The organism is Diaphorobacter sp. HDW4A (assembly GCF_011305995.1).
Classification (GTDB): Bacteria; Pseudomonadota; Gammaproteobacteria; order Burkholderiales; family Burkholderiaceae_C; genus Diaphorobacter_A.
In genome coordinates, this window is sequence record NZ_CP049910.1 from 1,615,262 (window position 1) to 1,639,989 (window position 24,728).

Genomic DNA, 24,728 nt, shown 5'->3' on the forward strand with positions numbered 1-24,728 from the left:
ACCACCCCTCTTGGAATCCTACGCACGGAGCGCGAGACCTCCGTGTAGGCCCGACACGGAAAATGCTGTGGGCCTAAAGGCCGATACTGACTCAATCAATCCGTAGCGTCGACCTGCCGGTTCAGTCACTGCATATTGATGAACTGCCGAGCCGCATCGAATCGGTGTTCCCAAGCGTTGTTCTGCGCGAATGTCAGTGCTATTTCCGGATCACGACGGTGGCGCAGGCCCAGTTCGGCCAATCGGGCCACATCGCTTTGATCGTGGCTGATGAAAACGCCGGGCTCGTCAGCGCGAAAGCTCATCTCACCAAAATCCGTGGAGAGCGTTGGAAGGGCGAGGGCTCGGTACTCGTAATACTTGATAGGGTCGACCGAGCCCGTGAGCGTGTTTTTCTTGAAAGGAATCAGCGCGACGTCGAATTCCAGCATGGCTGCAAGCGCCGCCGCATGGTTGCGCTCGGGAAGCATCTGGACATTGACGGGCAAGGTACGTGCGGGCGGAGCGAAGACCGGACCGATCAGTCGTACCTCGTCATCGGGTCGGCTCTCGGCCAGCGTGATCACCCAGTCCCAATCGAACCACGATGCGATGGTCCCCACATAGCCAAACACCTTGCCCTGTGCAGCATTTGCGGGCTGTTCGACAGGCGGTAGCGGCATGGCCGCAAGATCAAGTCCATTGAGCACCAAATGCACATTGTCATGCTGACGCGCCCAATGTTCCTTGAGCGCGGTGCTGGAGGCCCAGATGACCTCGATCTTGGCGGCGATGAGCCGCTCCCGGCGCGCAAACGCCACGCGCGAAAAACCGTCGTAGAAGGCCGGGAAATCATCCATCGCGTCATACAGCGAGGTTGCATGCCGTCTACGGTTCAGCAGGCTCAGGGCGAGCAGGGACGGCTTGCCGATGGCGAGGCAAGTTCTTTGCTTGTCGCAAAAGCGCTCGTAGGCATCAAACACGGATTGCCAGAACGGCGCATTGATCATGGCCGAGCCCGGGATTGGTTCGATGGGCAGACCTCCGGTCTTCACCACCGTGAGCCACGGCGGCGTCTCGATCAGCACCTTCTGCGGTTCGTCGGATGCGGCCGCTGCCCGCAGGCGTTTGACGTCCTGCAGCTTGGGAAAGCGCGTCGGATATGGCTCTATCCACAGCACGGGCTCGCCGGTTCGATCGTGAAACCACTGAACGAACTTGTGCGGCCTTTGGGCAAAGCTGTTCCAAGGCACCGGCGAGAGATAGACGAGACGCATCAAGCGCAGTCCCGTCGAAGGATTTCGGCTATGCGCTGCGCGGCCTTGCCGTCACCATAAGGAGAAATGCCGCGCGCCATCGCACGGTAGGCTGCCTCGTCGTCGAGAAGACGCTGAGCCTCGGAGACGATCAAGTCGTAGTTGGCCCCCACCAGTTTGACGACGCCTTGCTCGACCGCCTCTGGGCGCTCGGTTTCGCTGCGCAGCACCAGCACGGGTTTGCCGAGCGCCGGAGCTTCTTCCTGCACGCCGCCCGAATCGGTCAGGATGATGGTGGCGCGCTTCATCGCCGCGATGAACGGTGCATAGTCCAGCGGCGCGCACAGCACCACGTTGGGCAGTTTGTCGAGGAATTCGTAGGCGATATCCTTGACGTTCGGATTGGGGTGCACCGGGTAGAGAAACTGCACCTCGGGATTGTTCTCGGCCAGCGTGCGCAGCGCGCGGCAGATGTTGCGGAACGGCTCGCCGAAGTTCTCGCGCCGATGCGAGGTGACGAGCACAAGGCGCTTGCCCGGATCAAGTTCGATGCCGATCTCCAGATCCTTGGAGGCGCTCATCAGCAGCGCATCGATCACCGTGTTGCCGGTGACGACGATGTCCGCATCCTGCACACCATCCTTGAGCAGGTTCTGACGCGAGCCCTCGGTGGGTGCAAAGTGCCAGCGAGCGAGCTTTCCGGTGATCACCCGGTTCGCCTCTTCGGGGAACGGATTCTGCATGTCCCAAGTGCGCAGTCCAGCCTCCACATGGCCAATCGGAATGCGGCGATAGAAGCAGGCCAGCGCCACCGACATCACGGTCGTCGTGTCGCCCTGCACCAGCACCACGTCGGGGCGTTCGGTCTCCAGCACCTCGTCGAGCTTCATCAGCAGCCGCGCGGTGAGCTCGGTGAGCGCCTGGTTGGGACGCATGATGTCCAGATCGATGTCGGGCGTGATGCCGAAGAACTGATTGACCTGATCCAGCATATGCCGATGCTGCGCCGTAGCCAGCACGCGGACATCCGCCCACGACTCCTGTTGAAGCGCCAGAATGACGGGCGCCATCTTGATGGCTTCGGGGCGGGTACCTACCACGCAGAGGATTTTCTTTTTCATGGTCATAGTGTGGAGAAGTAGTCGGCGTACATGCGATAGGCGATGGCGCGATCCAGCCTTTCCGCCAGAGAGCGGTCGACCGAGCCTCTGCGATGGTGCATGGATTTCAGCATCGCTTGGGTAAGACGTTCTTCAAAGCTGCTGTCGTTGCCATACACGAAATGTCCGAGGTTCTGATAGTTCAGCGCGGTGATGTCACCGAAGGGTGGTGACACGACCTCGACGTTGTCGCGGCCCTCAAATTCATAGGCCGAGCCGACGTCGGTGATTACACAGCCCAGACCATTTGCTATCGCTTCGCCGAGTGACAGGCTCCAGCCTTCCCAGTAGGAGGGCAGCACGAACACGTCAGCCGCGTGATAGAAGCGTGCCACATTGCGTTCATAACCTGCGAACAACACATTATTCTGCAGTTTGAGGTCTCGTACCGCGTTCTTCACGGCGCTTTGGTAGGAGGCTTCCATCGACGTGCCCAGCAACACCAATCGGGCCTTCGGTTGGCGCTCGACTACGCGGGCAAACGCCCTCACCAGCGGCAACTGGGCCTTGGTGGCCATGATGGAAGCGACATTGATGAATACCGGTGCATCCCCATCGACGCCCCAAGTGCTGCGCAAGCTGGCACGATTCTCGGAGAAGCGCTCGGCGTCGATGGTTTCGGGGTCGATGCCATTAGGGACCACGCGCATCTTGCCCGCATTGAGTCCGAGTGCCACGTCCGCATACCGAGCGGCAGTGACCGATACGCACAGATACTGCGTGGTATGACGATCCGCCTCGCGATATCGGGTGATCTGTTCCGCGTCGAGCCAGACGTAGGAGTTGTGCACGGTCTGGATGAATGGGATTCCTGCGCGATGACATGCGGCCGCGCCATGAATGCTGTAATGAGCGTTGACGAGATCGACGCGGTTCTCGGTCAACCACGACAGGTAGGCCTCGTCGCTCAGGCCCGAAGACAGCGGCACGACGTCGAGTCCGCGCTCCACGGCCTTGATCGCTGCGTCGCCGGACTTGCCGAGATTGGCGATGGTGACACGATAGCCGCTGCTCTTGAGGGACAGGCCGAGATCGATCACCACGTTCTCCATGCCGCCTTGCGTAAAGCTGTCGACCTGCAGCAGCACATGTCGCTGTTGCGCCGGGCGGATGATCTTGGGCACTACGCGTTGCATGTCCTGCGGATCGCGCGTGGCGCGAATGAACATCAGGTTCTTTGCAAACGCGTTCACGGCGGAAAGTGCACTAGGTGCCTGGCAATCCAGAATTGGGCAGCTCGCGATCAACCGCACACGCTCCGCGCTCAGGAAGTCACCTACCAGCGCAATTGCGTGCGGGCTCAGCAACAACTGGCGCAGCTTGTCGTAACGGACATCCGCAGGATCGAGCAGAACGGCCACCGGTTGATGTTCGTCGCGCAATCGGCTCAGGTGCTCTTCGGCGGTCTGACTGCCGAGTACGAGCAGAGCTTCGGTCGGGAGTTGCGCTCCGAAAGGTTGGATGCTGCTGGGCGCCACGCCATGCTGAGCAAGCCAGTCCGCACCGCGTTGGTCGGCAACATAGGTCAGAGGCTTGTCATACTGCGCGGCACGTGCCTTTTCGTATTCCATCAGCAGATGGACCTTGTCCAGAATCTTGTGTTCCTGCGCTTGGGCGCTCAGCGTGTTGTCATGCACGCGGTAGCGATAGAGCATGCGGTCATTGCCTGCGTGGCTGACCGGGAAGAACGCGTTGATGCGCATCCAGTAGTCGTAGTCCTCGACGCCCAATTGGGTGTCGTAGTCGCCGATACAGCTGCCGATCCAGCCGCGATACATGAAGCAAGGACCGATGAAATTGTCCTGCACGGTGTTGAGCGTCTCGGTGGAGCGCGGCAGGCGGATTTCGGCGCTTTTCGGATCGGGCCGATTGTGGGCGCGCCATGTCGGGTCTTTGAGCAACGCGCCACGATCATCGATGGCGTAGTAGTCCCCGTAGACCATGCCAAGGCGGGGATCGCTACGCAGCTTGGCGACCAGCTCCTCCAGCATGCGTGGCTCCATGATGTTGTCGGCTGATGTCCAGGTGCGGAATTCTCCACGCGCGAAGTCGAAGCCGTTGCTAAGCGCCTTGGGCAGACGCTGGTTGGCCTGTGTGTAGCAACGTACCTTGGGATGGTCCAAATAGCGTTCCAAGACTTTCTCCACATCGTCCTTGGAACCATCGTTGATGATGATGAGCTCGAAGTTCTGGTAGGTCTGAGCGAGTACGCTGTCGATAGACTCTGCGATCAGGTAGGCCTGGTTGTAGACGGGCAGCACGACGCTGACCAGGTCTTTCACCAGACCGCAGCAATCGGGGCGCATCACCAGTGAGTTGGATTGCTGGGGCGCTGGCGCGAAAGTCGTGGCGCGTGCGGTTGCTTGCGGCACTCTGATGGGGGCCGCAATCAAGGGCGTCTTGGGGATCAATGCTGCACGCACGCGTGCCTTCAACCAGAATGGAAACGGAAACTTGCGTCCGACATTCGCGGCGAACCGATACAGTGCCTGTCGTCCACCAGGATAGTTGAAGCCGTATTTGGCGAACCTGGCTGCCGCGCGCAATGGCCGTGTCATGCGCCAAGAGCGGCTGTTCAATATCTGCTCATGGCGTTTGAAGAGCGAGTCGAGTTCAGTGCGCGTTTGGCCAATTTGGTTCGTATGGTTTGTCAGCTGAACATTCAGATCTGTAAGCGACTTTTGAAGCCTTGCAATTTCCCCGTCTCTCCGCGCAATCTCACCTTCCCCCCTTGCAATCTCGCCTTCCATGTGTGTGAGGGATTGGCTATAGGTGGTCCTCAGGGCCTCGATTTGATTGAAATGCTCGGCTCGCGGTACTGTGAGACGCAGCATTTCCTCTTCTTGAAATCGATGGCGCTGCAGTTCAGTCTGAAAGGCTGCGAATGACTGATTCCCGCGCTTCACATGGTGAAGGAAAGCTGAGAAATACTGCGTGGCAGCCTTGAGCACCACTTGGGGAATGGCAGGATGAATGAATATGCTCTGATTCTGTTCCGTCACTGCCTTCACGAAGATCAGGCCCGGCGCGCGGACATCGTCCATTGGCACTTGATCGCCAAATGACTGCAGCAGGACAGCCCGAAGCCGTGCAAAGCGGCCGGGTTGATCGGCCTGCGCCATCGCGGATGCAATGCGTTGCAGCAAAGCGGGGCTGTACGTGGAGCATTGACTCTGGGTGTGTAGAACAGTGAACAGCACGAAAGCCCACGCATCCTTGTAGAGCTGCTCGGTGTCGCTGGTCATGTGACCAAAGTCCACCCAGGTGGCCTGCTGCAAATGGTGAACGGCGTTGAAGGGATAGGGGTCGCCATGTGCTAGTCCCAGCCGTTCCAGCTCATCCAGTCCTTGCGCGAGATCGCCCATCCAGATGCGCCATTGATCGAATGCGATGGGCTTGTGATCGAGCTCACGGCTTGTGGCTTTACCGACGATGCTGCGTATCTTCTTCCATGCAGGTGTGGTCCCCGCATCGTCGAACTCCTGTCCCTCCAGAATCTGCGTTTCCGCCATGCAGTCACAGACGCTGTGGACCGGCATCAGCGCGGCATGGCAGTAGCCGATGAGCTTGGTCCAGTTCGCACGAGCGTCCGAGTGGTCGTGTTGAGCGCCCAGGATGTGTTCGTCCGTGCGTGGAGTTCCTGCAATGGGAACCAGCAGGCGATCTGCTTCGAGAATCACCGTGAGTGCGGTGGCAGGGGTCTGTCCGGTACGAACGATGCGCGAGCGGTCATTCATCGTTTGGAGCAGGCAACTGTCCGAGCAATAGACGAGCTCGACATCGCGGCCCAGGGAAAACTCCGCCTTGTTCAGCGGATTGTCTACAAGACTTTTGATGGGCATTGACTGCTACTCCATATCCAGCGCCCAGAACTCACGCGGATAGCCGTTTGGCCCGATCGTGTGTCCCAGCGTTCTCATTTTTGGCAATTCGCTGCAATAGCGAAGAAGGAAATTGACTCCGAAACCGGCCTCGAAGCCCGGCTCCTTGGCGGGGCATTCGTAGTAGATGCTGGCGCGGGTGCGCGCGAACAGGGTGGCGAGCAGGTTGCGGATGTCGTCGTCGGAATACCGGCGTTCGCCCGACATGGCGTAGCCGGATTCCCAGTGGTGGGTCACGCTCAGCAGCAGGATGCAGTCCCAGTAGCGGTCATCGCTGGCCAGAAAATCGGACAGGTCCTTGCGGTGGAATTCGAATCCGGCGCGCTGCGTCTGACTGTGCAGATCGGAGTAGAGGCCCTGATTGTCAACGTCGCCGTTGTCGATGCCGACGACGTTGCAGCCGAGCGCCGCGAGCGTCTTGGCGACGAGGCCGTTGTTGCAGCCGACGTCGAGCACCCGCAGGCCGCGCAGCGAGCCGTGGCGCAGCGCGAGGTCGGAGGCGATGCGCAGCGCGCGGTCGAGGCCGAGGCGCTCGAACTGTTGCTCGCCGAGTCGCTCGTCGATCACGGACCAATCGCGCGACTCGAGTGCGTGCACCAGGTCGGAAATGCTGAGTTCAGGAAGATAGGTTGACATGTCTTGCACTCAGGCGATGGTGATTTTTCCGGGTACATCGAAGAGCAGCGGAATGATCCGGTCGCCCTGATTGACCACGCTGAAGCCGGCCGCGGCGAACACCTTGTCGACATATTCGCCCTGCACGGGCATGCGGTAGCCGAGGTCGATGCGGTAGCGCGCGCCGCTGGAGAGCGGAGAGATGAATTCGAATTCGAGTACGCGCTTCTCGCCCGCCTTCATCGCGGGGATGCGGGCGCCGCTGAAAAAGGAATTGATCGCGAACAGCTCCACGCCTTCGGTGGTACTGACAACGAGGCCGACTTCGCCCTCCTGCGGGCAGTCCTCGCGCACGTCGAGCACGGCCTGCACGCGCAGGGTCGAGCCGGTTTCGACGACGATGGCTTCGTCCGAGTCGGCCAGTACGCGGCATTCCACGAACTGGGCCTGGCCCGATCCCACGCGGTGAGACACGCGGCGGTCAAACGGGGGCTGCAGTTGAGAGACGACTTGCGATGCGGGCTGCGCGGCGGATGAGATGGTCGCTGCGGCTGGAGTATCTGCCTGCCCGGTTGCTACGTCCGGCTGGCTGGCATTGCCCGCGTTGGCTTCAAGCGAGCCCAGCACGAAATAGCGGTCAAGCACCTTGCTCGCCGGGCCGTCGACGATCAGATCGCCATGGCTCAGCAGCACGGCGCGCGGGCAGAGGGCCTTGACCGTGGCGGCGGAGTGCGACACGAACAGCACCGTCGTGCCCTTGTCCATCATCGTGCGGATGGCGGCGTAACACTTGGCCTGGAAGAACTGGTCGCCCACCGACAGGGCCTCGTCGACAATCAGGATCTCGGGATCCAGATGCATCTGCACCGCGAACGCGAGGCGCACGAACATGCCGCTGGAGTAGGTCTTGACTGGCTGGTCGAGGTGGTCGCCGATGTCGGCGAACTTGACGATGCGCTCGAAGACCGCATTCATCTGCTCCTCGTCGATGCCCAGGATCGCCCCGTTGAGATAGACGTTCTCACGGCCGGTGAACTCGGGGTTGAAGCCCGAGCCCAGCTCCAGCAGGGCGGCAATGCGGCCTTTGGTTTCCACCGTGCCGAGCGTGGGGGTGAGCGTGCCGCAGATCAACTGCAGCAGCGTGGATTTGCCACTGCCGTTGCGCCCGACGATGCCCACAGCCTCGCCTTTGCGGATTTCGAACGAGATATTCCTGAGCGCCCAGAACTCCTCGTAGTAGCGCTTGGGTTGCTGGCCTGTCAGGCGTTGCAGCTTGGGCAGCAGCATCTGCTTGAGCCGGTCACGTGGCTGAGCGTAGATCTGGTAACACTTGCTCAGTTGCTCGATGCGGATGGCGAGGTCAGACGACATCGGCGAACCCCTTGCGAGTCTTTTGGAACCAGGCGAAACCGAGCCATGCGGCCACGAGCCCGATCAGCATCTGGCGCAGCCACACGGCCCAGTCGAGTGGCCCCCCGAACATCATGGCGTTGCGCACCTGTTCGATGCTGGCCGTGAGCGGATTGAGGCCTAGCAGGTGCTGGTAGTCCTCGGGCAGCGCGGCGACGGGGTAGAAGATCGGGGTCATGTACATGAGCACCATGGTGAGCACGCCAATGATCTGGCCGATATCGCGCAGGAACACGCCCAGCGACGCGAGTAGCCATGCAAGGCCCAGCGACATCAGCCCCAGCGGCAGCAGCACCAGCGGCAGTTCGAATATGCTGATCGGAGGGACTCCGATCAGCAGGAAATAGAAAATCAGCCAGGCGCTGAAGCTGATGAGAAAATGGAAAACGGCTGAGCCTATTACCACAATCGGCAATATTTCCAACGGGAAAATCACCTTTTTCACATAATTCGCGTTCCCGAGTATCAGCGACGGCCCGCGCAGCAGGCCTTCGGAAAAAAGATTGAACGCAATCATGCCGGCAAACAGGATCATCGCGAATTCTGTCTTGGAGCCTTCGCCTCCCGTCCAGCGGGCCTTGAATACAACGCTGAAGACGAAGGTGTAAACCGCCAGCATCAGCAGTGGGTTCACGAAGGACCACAGCAGTCCCATGAATGAGCCGCGGTAACGTCCGACGATCTCGCGCTTGATCAGGCCTTTGATCAGGCTGCGATTTTCAAGGAGAGACTTTGTCAGTTGGAGGGGGGAAATCGATTTGCTTGCGTGAGGGTTCATTCAAGCATTCCTGTTGTCGATGGGCATTTGAATTTTTCTGAGATCGCTATTTTTTGATTGAATGCGCCATAAATCAATTTGGATGTAACAACCCGCTGGTAACACAAGTTGAACATCACAATGATAACCCGTCCCAACATCGTCCAATCGCCTATGAAGCGCCGGGGAAATGTGTGAATATGTGTGTGAATTGTGTCGTTATCAAACTACGTTTGACAGGCGGAATTCTTCCGCTTATTAGCTTGCGTCAACAACGGCGGGGTCTCTGATAAAGACTATGAATTCGTTTTGAGGGGGATGATCAGCCTATAAACTCAGAGGCGAATGACTGCCAAGAACAAAAAGAAGCAGCCACGCAAGCGCAACGCTGCGGGCTCGCGTGCCTCAAGTGCCTTTTCCCTTTCCTCCCTCTCCTCATCGCTGCGTCGCCTTGGCCTCTGGCTGCTGGGCTTGACTGCAGTAGCCTCGCAGATATCCAGTTGCGGAATGCTTCCCTGGTTGCAGGAGCAGGCACTGGATTACCTGCGCGGGCAAACGTCGGCGTCGGCGTCCACATCCACATCGACACCGGTTCCCAGCGGCGATCTGTCAGCAACACGTTTTGAAGCCTGTCCGCAATTCTTCGCCGGTGGCATCGCACCGCGTGTGCAGACGGCGCCCAAGCTGCGCGAGCTTTGCTACAACGCCTTCGCTGTGTTGCACAGCGGCAGCACGCGCACGCCGGTATTCGTGGCTGAGCGGCTCAACCGGCAGTCAGTGCTGAACGCGCAGGGTGAGGAGCGCACTGATCGCTTCTTCGCCGACGCACGGTTGCCGCGCGGCGAGCGCTCGGAGCTGGATGACTACAGGGGATCGGGCTTCGCGCGTGGTCACATGGCGCCTGCGGCTGACATGCCCACGCCCGAGGCGATGGCGCAGAGCTTCAGCCTGGCCAACATGGTGCCGCAGAACTCGGCCCACAACAGCGGACCGTGGGCCAAGATCGAGAAGGACACACGCAGCTACGCGCTGCGCGCCAAGGGTGACGTCTATGTGATCACCGGCCCGGTTTTCGAGTCGCGTCGGCAGACCATTGGTCAGGACCGTGTCAGCGTGCCGACGCAGCTGTTCAAGCTGGTCTACGACGCGACTTCCAAGCGCGCATGGGCGCACTGGCAGCAGAACTCTGCGCAGGGTCAGGCGGGCCGCCCGATCAGCTACGGGGAGCTGGAGCAGCGGCTTGGGATGGAGCTGCTGCCCGGCGTCGAAATCAGGTAATCAAAAGCTCAGGCAGACCTTGCCGAAGTGCTTGCCGGCTTTCTGGTGCTCGAATGCCGCTGCGATCTGCTCGAGCGGGTACTGGCTGTCGATCACCGGCTTCCAGTCGAAGCGCTCGAGGGCGCGCACCATGTCCTCCTGGTCCTGGCGGCTGCCGACGATCAGGCCCTGCAGGGTCTGCTGCTTGCGCATGAGTTCGACCGTGGGGATGTCGCCCGCGAAGCCGGTGAGCACACCCATCAGCGCGATGTGGCCGCCGACGCGGCAGGCACGGATCGATTGGGGCAGGGTGCTTGGGCCCCCGACTTCCACGACGATGTCGACGCCGCGTCCGTTCGTGCGCTTGAGCACCTCGTCACCCCATTTCGGGTTGTCGTGGTAGTTGATGACGTCCGATGCGCCCATCGCGAGCAATGGCTGTTCCTTGGCGGCCGACGACGTGGTGGCGATCACGCGCGCGCCCATCGAGCGGGCCATTTGCAACGCAAAGATCGAGACGCCGCCGGTGCCGAGCACCAGCACGGTGTCGCCCGCCTTGATGCCGCCATCAATCACCAGCGCACGCCATGCGGTCAGGCCTGCGGTAGTCAGCGTGGCAGCCTCTTCATGGGTATAGCCCTTGGGTGAATGTGTGAACGAGGTGGCCGGTGCCGTCACCAGCTCACGCGCAAAGCCGTCGATGCCGTCGCCTGGCACAGTGACGAAGTCGGCAATCGTCGCGCGACCGGCTTGCCAGGTCGGGAAGAAGCACGAGACCACCGCATCGCCCACCTTGAAGTCGCCGACACCCGCGCCCACGGCGGTCACCACGCCCGCGCCATCGGACATGGGAATCAGCCCATCGGCCGTACCAGGTTTGCCGAGGACCACGCCGAGGTCGTGGTAGTTCAGCGAGCTGGCGTGCACGCGCACTTGGATCTGACCGGTCTGAGGCGCGGCGGGGGCGGGCAGGTCGACGAGCTTTAGACGCTCCAGACCACCGGGGCTTTGTAGTTGAATGGCTTTCATGAGCGGATTCCTTTGTTGTCGGGATGAATGATGCGAGAGAGGTCTGCCCCGAGGGACATTTGCGAAGCGCGGTGCACAACGTCATCTTGCGCAGTAAGCTGGATAAATCCAAGAACCAACATATTTGTTGGGTAGTATTAAAAATGTAAGTATTGAGACCGGAGCGGATATCTCATGAAGCGACTCAACGGCAAAAGCGGCTGCGCGGTGGAGGTCACGCTGTCGGTGGTCGGCGGCACCTGGAAGCCCATCATCATCTACAACCTGATGCGCGGAAAAAAGCGCTTCATGGAACTGAGCCGCGCCATCCCCTCTGCGACTCAGCGCATGCTCACGCTGCAACTGCGCGAACTTGAAGCCGACGGCATCGTCCAGCGCACGGTCTACGCCGAAGTGCCGCCGCGTGTGGACTACGAGCTGACCGAACTGGGCCTGTCGCTCAAGCCGGTGCTTGAGGCGATGCGGGCCTGGGGACTGGGGTATTCGGCGTTGGCGGAACCCGATGAAGAGCTAGCACAGGAAATGGCGCGCGTGTGATACCTGACGCCTCAGAAGATCCCCAGCGCCAACCCTGAGGCGAGCGATTCACCGAGCGATCTGCAGCTTTGCAGATCGTCTTCGCCAATCTGTTTGGGTGCGAGGATCGCCTCGGGCGTCTGTGCATGGGTGCAGACGATCAGCGCCTCGGCCACCTCCTTGAGCCGCCAGCCTGTGGCAATGCGGGCGATCTGCCTTGCGGCGTTGCTGCCGTCACTCCCTGCGCAGATCAGCGTGAGATACGGGCGACCGTTGATGTGATCCAGCGCGGGGTAGTAGCAGCGGTCGAAAAAATCCTTCATCTGGCCGCTGATGGCTGCGAGGTTTTCCGGGGTGGCAAAGAGGTAGCCATCGGCCTGCAGCACGTCGTCGGGCTGGGCGCTTGCGGCATGCAGCAGGCGGACATTGACATCGATCTCCTGCGCGGCGCCGTCGCGCGCGGCCTCGGCCATCTGGAGGGTACCTCCGGTCATGGAGTGGTAGACGATGAGCAGGGTTTTGCGGGACATGATGCTGACAAGCATATCCCGCAAACCATTGGTGTGGTGACTCAGACTGCCGCTTCCAATGCCCCGCGCAGGGCAGGGTGCTGAAAGTGGTAGCCGCTGGCCAGTGCCTTGGTCGGCGCGACGCGCTGGCCGTCGAGCAGCAGTTCCGACATCTCGCCGAGCATCAGGCGCAGCGCGCCCGCAGGCATCTTCATCCACAGGGGACGGTGATGGACGGTCGCGAGTGTGCGCGCAAACGTGGCTTGCGAGACCATGCCGGGAGCGACGGCGTTGAGCGCGCCGTGCAGCACGGGCTCGGACATGGCGTGGCGGATGAGACCGACAAGATCGTCCAGGTGAACCCATGGCATCGGCTGACGGCCCGAGCCGATGATGGCGCCGAAACCAAGCCGTGTGGCGAGCACCTGCGGAGGCAGCGCGCCGCCATCCGCACCGAGCACGACGCCGGGGCGCACGCAGACCACGCGGGTGCCGAAGCGCTCGGCGAGCTGCACCTCACGCTCGATGGCGACGCACAGGTCTGACTGAAAGCGGCCGGGGTCGCTGGCTGCCGATTCGTCGATGCGGGCGCTGCCGTGTACCGTGCCGTAGTAGCCAACCGCTGATGCGGCGACCAGCACCTCGGGCTTGCGATCAAGGCGAGCGATCAGGGCGAGCAGGTCACGGGTGATGCGCAACCGGCTTTGCAGCAGCTTGTTGCGGCGGCTTTGCGTCCACGGGCCGCCGAGGATGTTGGCTCCCGCCAGATGCACGATGGCGTCGATGCGGGTTTCGGCGGGGATGTCGGTGAGGCGCTCGATCACCCAGACGTCGCTACCAAAGCTGGCGCGTGCCTGCAGCGGGTCGCGGCTCAGCACGATGACGCGGCGGCCTTCGTGCTGCATTTGGCGCACGAGCGCCGATCCCACAAATCCGGTGCCGCCAGTGACCAGTACGGTCGATGCTCCTATCACTTGCGGGGCGGGCGGGGCCGCTTCAGTCTCAGCGATGCGGCCCATTTTCCACACGGCGATGGCGTTGCGGATGCTCCAGGTCGTCACGCCGACTGAGGCGAGCGTGCAGAACCAGCTCCAGAAGCCGTGGTAGGTGAACGCCAGTTCGGTCGGCAGGCGTGCCGCATCCCAGAGGCGCGGGCCAAGCAGGCCGAGCAGCAGGCCGTAGCTCACGGTGAGCACAGTGTGCAGCGCGCGCTCGAAGGGCGGCAGCTTGCGGCTGCGATCTTCTTCGAGAAAATCGGCGATGGTTACCACCATTTCCACCAGCAGCAAAACGCCCACCGCGATGGCCCACCAGCCTTGGATCTGCACCCAGGCGAACGCCAGATACAGCGCTCCGTAGATGGCTTCGCGCATGGCGTGCAGGCGCAGTTCGTAGCGTGCGGAAGTCCGCTGCGGCAGCCGCGCATGCAGCTCGTGGTGCCAGAGATTGTCGAATCCGCCGAGCATGGTCTGAAAGCCGAGCACGCAGAAGATGAGGGTGGTCATTGTCGTGGTGGTGGTCATAATGAAACCTCCGTTTCAAAGGAGATGCGGGTCGTTGAAAACGCCGGTTTGGTGAAAGGTGTGGCCCCACAGTGGATGCCGCATGTCGAGCGTGAAGCGGAACTGGCCCGGGCCGACGTCGCGGTGCTCCACGCGGCAGGTGCCGGGCGTGAGCCAGGCAGGAACGGGTACGCGCACCCGGCCGATCAGCAGGAAGTAAGTACAGCTCTGGAACACCAGTGCGCCGTCTTCCACGAACACGTCCAGATGCATGGAGAGGCCGCCTGCAGTGCATTCTTCGAGCGCGCCGCCAGGACCGAGGCGCTTGGTCGAGCGCACCTGCTGGCCGCCCAGAATGCGTTCCCAGACCACGCCGCCCCGGCCGTCGTTGCTGACGTTGACCGTGGCGGCCACAGCGTTCTTGCGCGAAGCGGCCAACGGGCTGCCGAGCAGGCTCGCCGCAAGGCCGAATATGCGGCCGATCCACGAGGCACGCAGCTCCATTTCGCCGACGTAGCTCACGTCGTCATGTGCCGCCGCGAAGCGCCTGCGGATCGCAGGAGACAGCGTCTGCCATGAAGTCGCGCCCACCAGCGCGGAAATATCCAGCGCAGCATGCGCGGGGCCTTCGGTGGTGGATGAGTGGTGCAGGGTGTTCATGCACTAGGTAGTGCAGCAACCATGCCAATTCGCAAGTGTTTGATTTGATTGGATTTGTGGTTTCCGTTGTCAACTTCGTATACAGCGCGATTGCTGCTGGCGTAAACGCCGTTTACAGTGCTGCACATGGCTATTCACGTCGCGTTATTTCTTACCCTGCTCGAAACCATCGCTCTCAGCGTGGTGTTGCTGGTCTGGGCCCACCAGGTGCGTGGGGCGCGGCTGCTGGTGGTGTTTCTCGCGGGGGTGGCGACCTGGATCGTCGGCAATGAGCTTCCCAACTGGTTTGGCATCGCAACCGCGCCGCTCGCGATGGCGCTGCTGTCCACGCTGCCGCTCACCTCGGCCGCGTTTCTGCATTTCTGCCTGATATTCTGTCGCTCGCCCATTGATCGCCGCTGGATCTACGCGGCCTACGTGGGGGCGGCGCTCACGGCCCTACATGCGCTGCTGCGCTCGCCCGGCACGTTCGAGCATTTCGAGCCGTTCACTGGTGTGGAATGGGTGGTGGTGCCCAATCATGTGGGTTGGATGACGAGCTTGGTCTGGGCATGCTTTGCGGCCCTCGGCATTCTCGCGTTGCTGATGGCGTTCTTCCATGCGGCCTCGGCCCAGCGGCGCAGGCAGATCGCGGCAGTGGCGATTTCCTGTGGCTGGGGGCTGATGGCCATGTCGGGCTATGCGTTCGCGGCGCTCAAGATTCCCGTCTATCCCTGGCAGGTGCTGGCCGCGCCTGCGTACCCGGTGATTCTGGTCTACGGCATCCTGCGCTACCGTGTGTTCGTGGCCAACATCTGGGCGCGGCGCGCGCTCGCCTCGGCCATTCTGATCGTGCTTGGCGTGCTGGTGGTGCCGCTCACTGTGCTGCTGCCGTTCGAGTCGCGCTGGGTGGTCGCCATTGCGGTGGCCGCCACCACGCTCGCGCTGCGTGGACCCGTGTGGAGCTTCGCGTCGCGGCTGGTGTATCCGGGCGGCACGCTGTCGGCTGAAGATTGGCGACAGTGGCGGGTTCAGCTCAGTCAGGCCGATTCCATGGAGCAGCTCCAAAGCAAGGCCGCCGCCACGCTGTCGCAGCGCATGGGCATGGACATTCAGGTGCGGATTGCGCGCGATGTGAACGCAGAGGCAATGAGTGATGCCAACACGGCGGAGCAGGGCGCGGAGCCCACGCTGGTCTGCTCCCGCCATGCGGGCGAGTGGCAGACGCAGCTGCTCGGATTCGAGGAAGCACCTCCTGGTCAGCTGCATCTGGCCGAGCTCTTCGGGACGCTGCTGGCCGATGCGGCGGCGAACGTCGAGCGTTCCGAACTCGCGCGGCAACGCGAGCGCGAAAGCCAGCTGAATGCGCGACTGGCCGAACTCGGCTCGCTCGCCACCACGGTCGCACATGATCTGCGCAATCCTCTCAACATCATCGCCATGGCGGTCGCGATGGCGCCGCAGGAAACGCGGCAGGAGGTTGGCGAGCAGATCGCGCGCATCTCGCGCCTCACCGAAGACCTGCTCGACTACGCGAAGCCGTGGCAGATCCACACGGCGGACACCGACATCGCCGCGCGCATTTCCACGCTGATCCGCCGCATGCCGGAGGTGGAGCTGGGCGCTGGTCTGGGTGACGCATTCAACGTGCGGCTTGACCCTGTGCGCTTCGATCAGGCGGTCGTTAATCTGCTGACCAATGCGCGCCAATCGGCCGCATCCAAGCGCGTGCAGATCGACGCCGAGCGCCGCGATGGCTCGGTGCTTGTGCATGTCTGTGATAACGGCCCCGGCATTCCCGACGACCTGCGCGAGCGGCTGTTCCAACCGTTCGCCTCGCGCAGCCCCGGTGGTACGGGGCTGGGTCTCGCCATCGTCGCGCGCATCATGGCCGCGCATGGCGGCACGGCCGAGCTGACCGAGCGCGCACCGTGGCGCACCTGCTTCACGCTGACCTTTTCCACGACCGAGAACATTGCATCATGAGTTCGACCACCGCAGCATCAACGACGACTTCGACTGTAGCTTCAGGGCACATTCTTCTGGTCGATGACGAGCCCGCCTATCAGCGACTCGGCGCATCGTTTCTGCGCCAGCTCGGCTATCGCGTGTCGGTCGCGGGCGATGTGGAGGAGGCGCTGCAGGCCTTCGAGAACGACACGCCGCAGGTCGTACTGCTCGATCTTGCGATGCCGCCGAGCATGGATCCGGAGGCAGGGTTGTCGCTCATTCCGCGCTTTGCGTCCGCCGTGGTGGTGGTGCTCAGCGGACATGGTGATCGCGATGTGGCGCTACGCGCGGTGGAACTCGGCGTCTGGGATTTTCTCGTCAAGCCCATCGACCCCGAGATGCTGCGCATGGTCGTCATGCGCGCCATGCACAAGGCACGGCTCGATGCACAGGTGCGCGAGCTGCGCAACGCCAAAGCCGATCAGCAGCCCGACGAAATGGGCCTTATCGGTCAGGCCTCGGTCATGCTGCAACTGCGTGCGATGGTGCGGCGCGTGGGTAGCACCTCGGTGAATCTCATCGTGCTCGGCCCCACGGGCACCGGTAAGGAACTGGTGGCGCGCGCGCTGCACCAGTGCAGCCCCCGGCGCGACGGGCCGTTCGCCATCATTCACTGCGGCGCGCTGTCGGCCGAGCTGCTGGAGAGCGAGCTGTTCGGTCATCTCAAGGGCAGCTTCACCGGTGCGCATCGCGATCAACTGGGCCTGGTGGAAACCGCGCATGGCGGCACGCTGTTTCTCGACGAGGTGGGCGAGATGCCCGCGCTCATGCAGGTCAAGCTGCTGCGCTTTCTGCAGGAGGGCACCTTCATGCCGGTAGGCGGCAGGCAAGAGAAGAAGGCCGACGTGCGCGTGGTCGCCGCGACGCACCGCGATCTGGAAGCGATGGTTCGTGATGGCAGCTTTCGCGAGGATCTGTATTACCGCCTGAAAGGCATGGTGCTGCGCACACCCGCACTGGCCGACCGCAGCGCGGACGTGCCCCTGCTGGCCGCGCGCTTTCTGCACGGCGTGACGCCCAACGCCCGCTTCAGCGCCGATGCATTGCAATGGCTGCAGACGCGCGAATGGCCCGGCAATGTGCGGCAACTCAAGGCCGTGGTCGAATCCGCTGGCGCGCTGATCCTGCCCGAGAGCAATGCGGTCGATGCTGATCTGCTGCGCTTTGCGAGCGGCGAAAGCACTGAGTTGCCGGAAACCTCATCCGCCGTTGAAAAATCGACCACGCAGGGCAGCATGGACGCCGCGATTCAAGAGCTCGAAACCCGCATGATCCGCGAGGCGATGGCGCAGTCCGGTGGCAACCAGTCCGAAGCCGCCCGCGTGCTCGGTATCTCGCGCGTGGGGCTGATCAAGAAGCTGGCGCGACTGGGGCTCAAGTAGAGGTAGCGGGCGTGAGCTTGCGGCTCTGCAACCCCAGCAGCACCAGTACGATGGCTACGAGCGGCAGCATGCCCATGTTGATGCCATTCCAGCCCACGGTGTGGAGTAACTGGCCCGAGCCGAAGGAGGCGGTCGCGACGGTGCCGAACACCAGAAAATCGTTGAGAGCCTGGACCTTGGCGCGTTCGGCTGGACGGTAGCACTCGGTGACCAGCGAGGTCGCACCAATGAAGCCGAAGTTCCAGCCCACGCCGAGCAGCACCAGCGCGCCCCAGAAGTGGAACAGGTCGAGTCCGAGCAGGGCCATCACGCCCGCCGCGCCGATCATCACGAGGCCGAGCGAGGTGATGGTGCGGTTACCGAAGCGGTTGATGAGCTTGCCAGTGAAAAAGCTCGGCGCGAACATCGACAGCACATGCCACTGGATGCCGAGCGCCGCCTCGCCGATGCTGTGGCCGCAGCCGACCATGGCCATCGGCGCGGCGGTCATCAGGAACGCCATCAGCCCGTAGCTGACCACGCCAGCAGCTGCGGCGACGATGAACTTGGGCGTTTTCACGATCTCCCTGAGCGGCCGTGCCTCGCCTGCAACCGCTTTCGATTGTGCCTTGGGAAGACGTAGACAGGCGAGAAGCGGCAGGGCAAGCAGCGCAAGCGCGGCTTGCCCGTAGAAGCTGCCAGCGAAGGGTGTTCCGGGCAGGGCATCGCGCGTCCAGATCACGATCTGCGGGCCGATGATGCCCGCGAGCAGCCCGCCGATCATGATGCGCGAAATGGCGTGTGCCTGCGCCGATGAGTCGCCCATCACCGTATCGGCCGCCGCAAAACGGTAGCTCTGCACGCAGGCCGCATAGAAGCCGGAGCATGCGGTGCCGATGCAGAACAGCACGAAGTCCGATTGCGCGATGCCATGGGCCGCGACCGCGCCGGACACCGCGCCCATCAGCGCACCGATCATGTAGGTGAAGCGTCGCCCCATGTGGTGCATGAGCCACGCGGCGGGCAGGGTGCACAGTGCGAGCGCGAGTTGATAGAGGCTCACAGGCAGCGTCGCGGCGGACGGATTGCTCGACAATTGCTGTCCGACCAGTCCACCGAGCGAAATGATGATGGGCGGTGAGGCCCCGCCGAGTGCTTGTGCGGCGATCAGCAGGCCGAGGTTGCGGCCCTGATCGGGATTGCCGGAAGTGGAGGCGGTCATGTTGTCTCGCTGTTGTCGTATGTGCTCGCCACCAGACGGGCAGGGCATTTATCAGCGATAGCTTATATCGATTCGGCAACGCCGTGTTGATGCAATCGTGGAAGACCGAATTCAGGTCTGACGAACCGAGATTTCCTCAATCTGGTGCTGCTCGCCCTTGCGCAGCACGATGCGTGCGCGGCCGCGCGTCGGCGCTATGTTGTCGAGCAGATTGGGCAGGTTGATCTGCTGCCAGATGCCACGTGCGACCTGGATGGCCTCGCCTTCGCTCAGGTCCTTGTAGTGGTGAAAGTACGAGCTTTCGCGCTGGAAGATCGTGCGCTGCAGCTTCACGAAGCGCTGGATGTACCACTTTTCGATCAACGCGGACTCGGCATCCAGATAGATCGAGAAATCGAAGAAGTCGGACGCCACCGCCGCCGCGATGTTCTTGGTCTGCAGCACGTTCAGACCTTCGAAGATCAGGATGTCCGGGCGGTCCACGCGCTCGAATTCGTCGGGCACGATGTCATAGGCCTCATGCGAGTAGACCGGCACCTTGAGCCCCGACTGGCCAGACTTCACGGCCGAGAGAAACTCGAGCATCGCGGGCAGGTCATAGCTGTCTGGAAAGCCTTTGCGGCCCATGAGCGCGCGCTCCTGCAACTCGCGCGTGGGGTAGAGAAAACCGTCGGTCGTCACCAGCTCCACGCGGCGGCCGGGCACGGCCTGGGCGAGCACCGCGCGCAGCACGCGCGCAAAGGTGCTCTTGCCCACGGCCACGCTGCCCGCCACCCCGATCACATAGGGCGTTGCGCGGAATGAACCCGCGCCGTCGAAGCCGCTGTAGACGATGCGGCTCAGCTCATGCGCCGCGCGGATGTGGGAGTTGATGAAACGGGTGAGCGGAAGAAAAATTTCCTCCACCTCGATCTGCAGTGCCGGATCGTTCACGCCGCCCAACATCTCGATGCTGGCGCGCGAGGGCACATGGTCATCGGGACTGCGCAGCGCCGCCCATTGGTTGCGGTTGAAGATCACATACGGCGGCTCGAGACGCGGAGGCGTCACAACGGCACTGGGCTGGATCCTGGGCGAGGAGAGGAGCGATGACGAAGGGTTCAATTGGGCACCTCTGGGAGGTTTGTCTCTTTGGGTCGCTGCACGATGCGACCGGCCGTATTGTTGCACTGCAGGGCGGCCGGATGACGCAAATGTGTCACAAGCTTGATTTCCTGCTGTTTGTGCCGGGCTGATGCTTTTGTGCTACGCCGCGCTTGCGGCCCTGTCTCGAGGCGCATTACACTCGCGGCCTTCCTTTGATTTCAATCACATTTCGCTCCAAGAGGCTCCCAATGTCCCGCCGCACACGTTCCTGCTGAACGACTTCGTCACACGCTATCCCGGTTTTGCATCAGGGATTTTTCGCGTGTGCGCTGCGGTGTGTGGATGCCTTGTTGCCCGAATCTCCTGTCGGGTGGCGCGCTGAATTTCCACGCTTCCCAACCCTTTTCCTGCGCTTCTTTGCAGGTATTGGCGTTGCATCCCCTCGCTTCATTGCGGCGCATGTCGTTGTCGTTGGCTTTTCTTTGCACTCCACAGAAAGCACAATATGACTTCGCAAACTCCTCATCTGTCCAATCTGGACATTCTCAAATATCCGCGCACGCCGCACCTGCAGGGCTCGCGCCTGCAGGCCGGTGATCACAATGATTGCGTGCCCTATGAACACCTGGCGGGTCGCCACATCGTGGTCGAGGAAAAGCTCGACGGTGCCAATTCGGCGCTGAGCTTCTCGGCTGGCGGTGGGCTGCTGTTGCAGTCGCGCGGCCACTATCTGGCGGTCGACCAGATGGGCGGCCGCGAGCGCCAGTTCAACGCCTTCAAGCAATGGGCGAGGGCGCATGAATCGGCGCTGCTTTCGCGGCTCGAAGACCGCTATGTGATGTACGGCGAATGGCTGTACGCCAAGCATTCGGTGTTCTACGACGCACTGCCGCACTGGTTTGCCGAGTTCGATCTGTGGGACCGCAGCCGCGCGTGTTTTCTCGACACGCCAAGGCGCCATGCGCTGCTGGCCGATCTGCCGGTGGTTTCGGTGCCGGTGCTCTACAGCGGTGTTGCGCCCAAGCGCATCAAGGATCTGCTTGCGCTGATTGCGCCATCGCTGGGCCGCAGCCTGCAGTGGCGCACGCAGTTCGAGCAGGCGGTGCTGCGTCAGAAGCTCGATCTTGAGCTGTGCTGGCGGCAGACCGACCCATCGGATTGCGCGGAAGGCCTGTACATCAAGGTCGAGGAGAACGGCCAGACTTTGGAGCGCTTCAAGTTCGTTCGCTCCGATTTCGTTCAGGTGATTCTGAACTCCGGCTCGCACCACAGCGAACGGCCCATCGTGCCCAACGGGCTGCGGGATGGCGTCGACATTTTTGCGGGCACGATCGACAAACAATGGCGTTGAGCGCGCGAAGCGCAGTTCGATGCCTGAGGAGATTCCCATGTGGAACTGGAAAAACTTGCAAGCACTCGTGCCGCCGCCTGGCGCCGAGGTGGACTTTACCGCCTGTCTCGACGCCTTCCCTTCACTGAAATTGGCGAAGACCACGCCACAGGACCCGGTCTACCACGCCGAAGGCGATGTGTGGACACACACGCAGATGGTGGTGCGTGCCTTGTTGGAAGATGCGCACTACATGCAGATCACGGCGCAGGAGCGTGAGACGGTATTCTTCGCGGCGCTGCTGCACGACGTGGCCAAGTGCTCCACCACGGTGGTGGGCGACGATGGCCGCATCGCGCAGCCCGGCCATTCGCGCAGGGGCGCGGTGGATGCGCGCATCGCGCTGTGGGAAGCAGGTGCGCCGGTGCTGCAGCGCGAGGACATCTGTCGGCTGATCGCGGTGCATCAGGTGCCATTCTTCGCGTTCGCAGAATCGCGTTGCGGTCACTCGCCCGAGTTCATCGTGCGCGAGCTGTCGTGGCAGGTCGATGTGCATCTGCTGTGCATGCTGGCGCGCGCAGACATCGTTGGCCGCATCTGCCCGGACGTAGAGGGTGTGCTGGTCAACATCGATCTGGTGCGCGAGATGGCTGAGGAAGAGGGCTGTCTGCGCACGCCGCGCGCGTTCGCATCGGCGGAGACGGCGGTACGCTATTTCCATGGCGCGCAACTGCATCCCGACTATGCGCTGCATGAAGAGTGGGGCTCTGATGTGGTGCTGATGTGCGGCTTGCCCGCGAGTGGCAAGAACACCTGGGTGGCGAGTCATTGCGCGGACTGGCCCGTGGTGTCGTTCGATGACGCTCGTGCTGAACTCGGTTTGCGCCACGGGCAGAACGATGGCGCCGTGGCACATCGCGCCATCGACAAGGCCAAGGGGTTGCTGCGCGACAAGCGCCGCTTTGTCTGGAACGCGACGCATCTCTCGCGCCAGATGCGCGGCAAGTCGCTGGACCTGTGCCTGGACTACGGCGCAACGGTTCGGCTGGTGCATCTGGAGGCCAGCAAGGCTGAACTGCTTGCGCGCAACAGCAAGCGCGACACCACGCTGACCAATGCCGCGCTGCTCGGGATGCTGCACAAATGGGAGGTGCCGCTGCCGACCGAGGCGCATGCGCTGGAGTTGCTGGTCAACCACAATTGACCGATGGGCGGTCGGCCTAAAATAGCTGGCCCGCAAAATCAAACGCCCCGCACGCTTTGCAGCATGCGGGGCGTTTGTATTTTGGAGTGATACGGAGATCAGCCGCCGCGACGCATCATGTCGAAGAACTCGACGTTGGTCTTGGTGGCCTTCATGGTCTTGATCATCAGTTCCATGGATTCGATCTCGTCCATGTTGTACATGAACTGGCGCAGGATGCGGGTCTTCTGCAGAATCTCGGGTGCGAGCAGCAGCTCTTCGCGGCGGGTGCCGCTCTTGTTGAGCTCGATCGCGGGGAACACGCGCTTTTCGTACAGGCGGCGGTTCAGGTGGATTTCGCAGTTGCCGGTGCCCTTGAATTCTTCAAAGATCACTTCGTCCATGCGGCTGCCGGTGTCAACCAGCGCGGTGGCGATGATGGTGAGCGAGCCACCTTCTTCGACCTTGCGGGCTGCGCCGAAGAAGCGCTTGGGGCGCTGCAGGGCGGCGGCGTCCACACCGCCGGACAGTACCTTGCCGGAGGACGGCACGACGTTGTTGTAGGCGCGGGCGAGGCGGGTGATCGAGTCCAGCAGGATCACGACGTCCTTCTTCAGCTCGACCAGACGCTTGGCGCGTTCGATCACCATTTCGGCGACATGCACGTGGCGCGCTGCAGGCTCGTCGAAGGTGGAAGCGATGATTTCGCCCTTCACCGTGCGCTGCATTTCGGTCACTTCTTCAGGGCGCTCGTCAACGAGCAGCACCATCAGGTGAACATCAGGATTGTTGGCGGTGATGGCATGCGCGATGTGCTGCATCATCACCGTCTTGCCGCTCTTGGGAGGGGCAACAATCAGCGCGCGTTGACCGCGGCCGATGGGGGAGATGATGTCGATGATGCGGCCGGTGATGTTCTCTTCGGACTTGATGTCGCGTTCGAGGCGCATCTGTTCCTTGGGGAACAGGGGCGTCAGATTCTCGAACATCACCTTGTGCTTGTTCTGCTCCGGCGGGCCGCCGTTGACGCTGTCGAGCTTGGTCAGTGCAAAGTAGCGCTCGCCGTCCTTGGGCGTGCGCACTTCGCCTTCGATCATGTCGCCGGTGTGCAGGTTGAAGCGGCGCACCTGGCTCGGGGAGATGTAGATGTCGTCCGTGCTTGCGGTGAAGCTGGTATCGGGGCTGCGCAGGAAACCGAAGCCGTCGGGCAGGATTTCGAGCACGCCATCGGCGAAGACCTGTTCGCCAGCCTTGGCGCGCTTCTTGATGATGGCGAACATCAGCTCTTGCTTGCGCATGCGGCCGACGTTTTCGATCTCAAGCTCTTCAGCCTGCTTGAGGACTTCAGACACGTGCAGTGCCTTGAGTTCGTTTAAGTGCATGGGGTGTCTCCTTGCGGAGCGGATTTTGAAATCTGGGAGAGCTGTAAGCCGTGCGGGCCGGATGTGGCGCTTGGCAAGCCGATGATCTTGAACAGGGCCGTGACTTTTGGGTGAAGTGCGGCGAAGAGATCGAACTGGATTATTACAGAAAATCGAGCGATATAGCAGAGCTGTTTACCAAGCCTTGCATCATTTCGCTGTCGCGCGAGGCGGAAAGTGCGCGAAGAGGGGGCGTTTGAAGCTGCTGCGCGCGGTCTTCGTTGACATGGGCGAAGACCCGGCGCGAGCAGTTTCAGCGCGTGGGATCAGGCCGCGAGCTGCTGGTCAATGAAGGCCGTGAGCTGCGATTTGTTCAGCGCGCCCACCTTGGTGGCGGCCAGCTCGCCGTTCTTGAACAGCATCAGCGTAGGGATGCCGCGAATGCCGAACTTGGCGGGGATTTCACGGTTTTCGTCCACGTTCATCTTGGCGATGGTGAGCTTGCCTTCATAGGCAGTGGCCACGTCATCGAGGATCGGGGCGATCATCTTGCAGGGACCGCACCACTCGGCCCAGTAGTCCACCAGAACCGCGCCGGCGTCCTTGAGCACGTCGGCTTCGAAGCTGCTGTCCGAAATATGTTTGATGAGATCGTTTGCCATTGG

Annotated in this window: 22 protein-coding genes; 7 read left to right on the plus strand and 15 right to left on the minus strand. The window is 62.0% G+C overall.

What is annotated here, in order from left to right:
* Positions 1–125: 125 nt before the first annotated feature.
* The 6 genes from G7047_RS07235 to G7047_RS07260 are packed head-to-tail and all read right to left on the minus strand — an operon-like array spanning position 126 to position 9,079.
* The gene (locus G7047_RS07235) at positions 126–1,256 is read right to left on the minus strand and encodes a glycosyltransferase family 1 protein (protein ID WP_166302838.1); all 1,131 of its coding nucleotides are present in this window, start codon (positions 1,254–1,256) and stop codon (positions 126–128) included.
* Complete coding sequence (wecB, locus tag G7047_RS07240; protein ID WP_205904736.1) at positions 1,256–2,356, minus strand: non-hydrolyzing UDP-N-acetylglucosamine 2-epimerase; 1,101 nt, start codon at positions 2,354–2,356, stop codon at positions 1,256–1,258. Before wecB ends, G7047_RS07235 begins: the two co-directional genes overlap by 1 nt.
* Positions 2,357–2,358: 2 nt before the next feature.
* Positions 2,359–6,237 carry a glycosyltransferase gene (locus tag G7047_RS07245; RefSeq protein ID WP_166302844.1) on the minus strand — a complete coding sequence of 1,293 codons (3,879 nt, stop codon included), beginning with the start codon at positions 6,235–6,237 and terminating at the stop codon, positions 2,359–2,361.
* 6 nt (positions 6,238–6,243) lie between these two features.
* Positions 6,244–6,912 carry a bifunctional 2-polyprenyl-6-hydroxyphenol methylase/3-demethylubiquinol 3-O-methyltransferase UbiG gene (locus tag G7047_RS07250; protein WP_166302847.1) on the minus strand — a complete coding sequence of 223 codons (669 nt, stop codon included), beginning with the start codon at positions 6,910–6,912 and terminating at the stop codon, positions 6,244–6,246.
* A 9-nt stretch (positions 6,913–6,921) separates the two neighbouring features.
* Complete coding sequence (locus G7047_RS07255) at positions 6,922–8,262, minus strand: ABC transporter ATP-binding protein (RefSeq protein ID WP_166302850.1); 1,341 nt, start codon at positions 8,260–8,262, stop codon at positions 6,922–6,924.
* Entirely contained in the window at positions 8,252–9,079 is an 828-nt protein-coding gene (locus G7047_RS07260; RefSeq protein ID WP_166302853.1) for an ABC transporter permease, read from the minus strand. Before G7047_RS07260 ends, G7047_RS07255 begins: the two co-directional genes overlap by 11 nt.
* Before the next feature lie 324 nt (positions 9,080–9,403).
* Between G7047_RS07260 and G7047_RS07265 the strand changes: the two genes are divergently transcribed.
* Complete coding sequence (locus G7047_RS07265; protein ID WP_166302856.1) at positions 9,404–10,336, plus strand: DNA/RNA non-specific endonuclease; 933 nt, start codon at positions 9,404–9,406, stop codon at positions 10,334–10,336.
* Here the strand turns inward: G7047_RS07265 and G7047_RS07270 are convergent, their stop codons facing one another.
* Positions 10,337–11,344 carry an NAD(P)-dependent alcohol dehydrogenase gene (locus tag G7047_RS07270; RefSeq protein ID WP_166302859.1) on the minus strand — a complete coding sequence of 336 codons (1,008 nt, stop codon included), beginning with the start codon at positions 11,342–11,344 and terminating at the stop codon, positions 10,337–10,339. It lies immediately after the preceding gene.
* 174 nt (positions 11,345–11,518) lie between these two features.
* Between G7047_RS07270 and G7047_RS07275 the strand changes: the two genes are divergently transcribed.
* Positions 11,519–11,881, plus strand: a complete 363-nt coding sequence (locus tag G7047_RS07275; protein ID WP_166302862.1) for a helix-turn-helix domain-containing protein — start codon at positions 11,519–11,521, stop codon at positions 11,879–11,881.
* An 11-nt stretch (positions 11,882–11,892) separates the two neighbouring features.
* On the opposite strand, the gene G7047_RS07280 is transcribed toward G7047_RS07275, so the two are convergent.
* The 3 genes from G7047_RS07280 to G7047_RS07290 are packed head-to-tail and all read right to left on the minus strand — an operon-like array spanning position 11,893 to position 14,531.
* Complete coding sequence (locus tag G7047_RS07280; protein ID WP_205904737.1) at positions 11,893–12,390, minus strand: flavodoxin family protein; 498 nt, start codon at positions 12,388–12,390, stop codon at positions 11,893–11,895.
* 41 nt (positions 12,391–12,431) lie between these two features.
* On the minus strand, positions 12,432–13,892 hold the full coding sequence (locus tag G7047_RS07285; RefSeq protein WP_240939398.1) for a TIGR01777 family oxidoreductase: 1,461 nt from the start codon (positions 13,890–13,892) through the stop codon (positions 12,432–12,434).
* Positions 13,893–13,907: 15 nt separating this feature from the next.
* On the minus strand, positions 13,908–14,531 hold the full coding sequence (locus G7047_RS07290; protein WP_166302865.1) for a DUF4166 domain-containing protein: 624 nt from the start codon (positions 14,529–14,531) through the stop codon (positions 13,908–13,910).
* A 126-nt stretch (positions 14,532–14,657) separates the two neighbouring features.
* Here G7047_RS07290 and G7047_RS07295 point away from each other — a divergent pair, with 126 nt between their 5' ends.
* Together G7047_RS07295 and G7047_RS07300 are read left to right on the plus strand one after the other, a co-directional pair.
* Positions 14,658–16,496 carry a sensor histidine kinase gene (locus tag G7047_RS07295; RefSeq protein WP_166302868.1) on the plus strand — a complete coding sequence of 613 codons (1,839 nt, stop codon included), beginning with the start codon at positions 14,658–14,660 and terminating at the stop codon, positions 16,494–16,496.
* Positions 16,493–17,902 (plus strand): sigma-54 dependent transcriptional regulator, encoded by a 1,410-nt coding sequence (locus G7047_RS07300; protein ID WP_166302871.1) that lies wholly within the window; start codon positions 16,493–16,495, stop codon positions 17,900–17,902. The genes G7047_RS07295 and G7047_RS07300 overlap by 4 nt, the downstream gene beginning before the upstream one ends.
* Here G7047_RS07300 and G7047_RS07305 read toward each other — a convergent pair.
* Both G7047_RS07305 and coaA read right to left on the minus strand, forming a co-directional pair.
* Complete coding sequence (locus tag G7047_RS07305; protein WP_166302874.1) at positions 17,895–19,103, minus strand: MFS transporter; 1,209 nt, start codon at positions 19,101–19,103, stop codon at positions 17,895–17,897. The genes G7047_RS07300 and G7047_RS07305 overlap by 8 nt on opposite strands.
* Before the next feature lie 111 nt (positions 19,104–19,214).
* Positions 19,215–20,153, minus strand: coding sequence for a type I pantothenate kinase (gene coaA / locus G7047_RS07310; protein ID WP_240939399.1), 939 nt, complete (start codon positions 20,151–20,153; stop codon positions 19,215–19,217).
* A gap of 38 nt (positions 20,154–20,191) precedes the next feature.
* Between coaA and G7047_RS07315 the strand changes: the two genes are divergently transcribed.
* The gene (locus G7047_RS07315; RefSeq protein ID WP_166302877.1) at positions 20,192–20,338 is read left to right on the plus strand and encodes a hypothetical protein; all 147 of its coding nucleotides are present in this window, start codon (positions 20,192–20,194) and stop codon (positions 20,336–20,338) included.
* Between the two features lie 135 nt (positions 20,339–20,473).
* Here the strand turns inward: G7047_RS07315 and G7047_RS07320 are convergent, their stop codons facing one another.
* Positions 20,474–20,650, minus strand: coding sequence for a hypothetical protein (locus G7047_RS07320; RefSeq protein WP_166302880.1), 177 nt, complete (start codon positions 20,648–20,650; stop codon positions 20,474–20,476).
* Positions 20,651–20,694: 44 nt separating this feature from the next.
* Between G7047_RS07320 and G7047_RS07325 the strand changes: the two genes are divergently transcribed.
* Positions 20,695–21,540, plus strand: coding sequence for an RNA ligase family protein (locus G7047_RS07325; protein ID WP_166302883.1), 846 nt, complete (start codon positions 20,695–20,697; stop codon positions 21,538–21,540).
* A gap of 37 nt (positions 21,541–21,577) precedes the next feature.
* The gene (locus G7047_RS07330) at positions 21,578–22,723 is read left to right on the plus strand and encodes an AAA family ATPase (protein ID WP_166302886.1); all 1,146 of its coding nucleotides are present in this window, start codon (positions 21,578–21,580) and stop codon (positions 22,721–22,723) included.
* A gap of 98 nt (positions 22,724–22,821) precedes the next feature.
* Here the strand turns inward: G7047_RS07330 and rho are convergent, their stop codons facing one another.
* Together rho and trxA are read right to left on the minus strand one after the other, a co-directional pair.
* Positions 22,822–24,084, minus strand: a complete 1,263-nt coding sequence (gene rho, locus G7047_RS07335; RefSeq protein ID WP_166302889.1) for a transcription termination factor Rho — start codon at positions 24,082–24,084, stop codon at positions 22,822–22,824.
* A gap of 305 nt (positions 24,085–24,389) precedes the next feature.
* A complete protein-coding gene (trxA, locus tag G7047_RS07340) occupies positions 24,390–24,725 on the minus strand; it encodes a thioredoxin TrxA (RefSeq protein WP_166302892.1) in 336 nt (111 codons plus the stop codon).
* Between the last annotated feature and the right edge of the window lie 3 nt (positions 24,726–24,728).

Coding starts and splice junctions, on each gene's coding strand:
- G7047_RS07235 (WP_166302838.1), bottom strand. CDS start 1,256: ATGCGTCTCGTCTATCTCTCGCCGGTGCCTTGGAACAGCTTTGCCCAA.
- wecB (WP_205904736.1), bottom strand. CDS start 2,356: ATGAAAAAGAAAATCCTCTGCGTGGTAGGTACCCGCCCCGAAGCCATC.
- G7047_RS07245 (WP_166302844.1), bottom strand. CDS start 6,237: ATGCCCATCAAAAGTCTTGTAGACAATCCGCTGAACAAGGCGGAGTTT.
- G7047_RS07250 (WP_166302847.1), bottom strand. CDS start 6,912: ATGTCAACCTATCTTCCTGAACTCAGCATTTCCGACCTGGTGCACGCA.
- G7047_RS07255 (WP_166302850.1), bottom strand. CDS start 8,262: ATGTCGTCTGACCTCGCCATCCGCATCGAGCAACTGAGCAAGTGTTAC.
- G7047_RS07260 (WP_166302853.1), bottom strand. CDS start 9,079: ATGAACCCTCACGCAAGCAAATCGATTTCCCCCCTCCAACTGACAAAG.
- G7047_RS07265 (WP_166302856.1), top strand. CDS start 9,404: ATGACTGCCAAGAACAAAAAGAAGCAGCCACGCAAGCGCAACGCTGCG.
- G7047_RS07270 (WP_166302859.1), bottom strand. CDS start 11,344: ATGAAAGCCATTCAACTACAAAGCCCCGGTGGTCTGGAGCGTCTAAAG.
- G7047_RS07275 (WP_166302862.1), top strand. CDS start 11,519: ATGAAGCGACTCAACGGCAAAAGCGGCTGCGCGGTGGAGGTCACGCTG.
- G7047_RS07280 (WP_205904737.1), bottom strand. CDS start 12,390: ATGTCCCGCAAAACCCTGCTCATCGTCTACCACTCCATGACCGGAGGT.
- G7047_RS07285 (WP_240939398.1), bottom strand. CDS start 13,892: ATGACCACCACCACGACAATGACCACCCTCATCTTCTGCGTGCTCGGC.
- G7047_RS07290 (WP_166302865.1), bottom strand. CDS start 14,531: ATGAACACCCTGCACCACTCATCCACCACCGAAGGCCCCGCGCATGCT.
- G7047_RS07295 (WP_166302868.1), top strand. CDS start 14,658: ATGGCTATTCACGTCGCGTTATTTCTTACCCTGCTCGAAACCATCGCT.
- G7047_RS07300 (WP_166302871.1), top strand. CDS start 16,493: ATGAGTTCGACCACCGCAGCATCAACGACGACTTCGACTGTAGCTTCA.
- G7047_RS07305 (WP_166302874.1), bottom strand. CDS start 19,103: ATGACCGCCTCCACTTCCGGCAATCCCGATCAGGGCCGCAACCTCGGC.
- G7047_RS07315 (WP_166302877.1), top strand. CDS start 20,192: ATGACGAAGGGTTCAATTGGGCACCTCTGGGAGGTTTGTCTCTTTGGG.
- G7047_RS07320 (WP_166302880.1), bottom strand. CDS start 20,650: ATGCGCCGCAATGAAGCGAGGGGATGCAACGCCAATACCTGCAAAGAA.
- G7047_RS07325 (WP_166302883.1), top strand. CDS start 20,695: ATGACTTCGCAAACTCCTCATCTGTCCAATCTGGACATTCTCAAATAT.
- G7047_RS07330 (WP_166302886.1), top strand. CDS start 21,578: ATGTGGAACTGGAAAAACTTGCAAGCACTCGTGCCGCCGCCTGGCGCC.
- rho (WP_166302889.1), bottom strand. CDS start 24,084: ATGCACTTAAACGAACTCAAGGCACTGCACGTGTCTGAAGTCCTCAAG.
- trxA (WP_166302892.1), bottom strand. CDS start 24,725: ATGGCAAACGATCTCATCAAACATATTTCGGACAGCAGCTTCGAAGCC.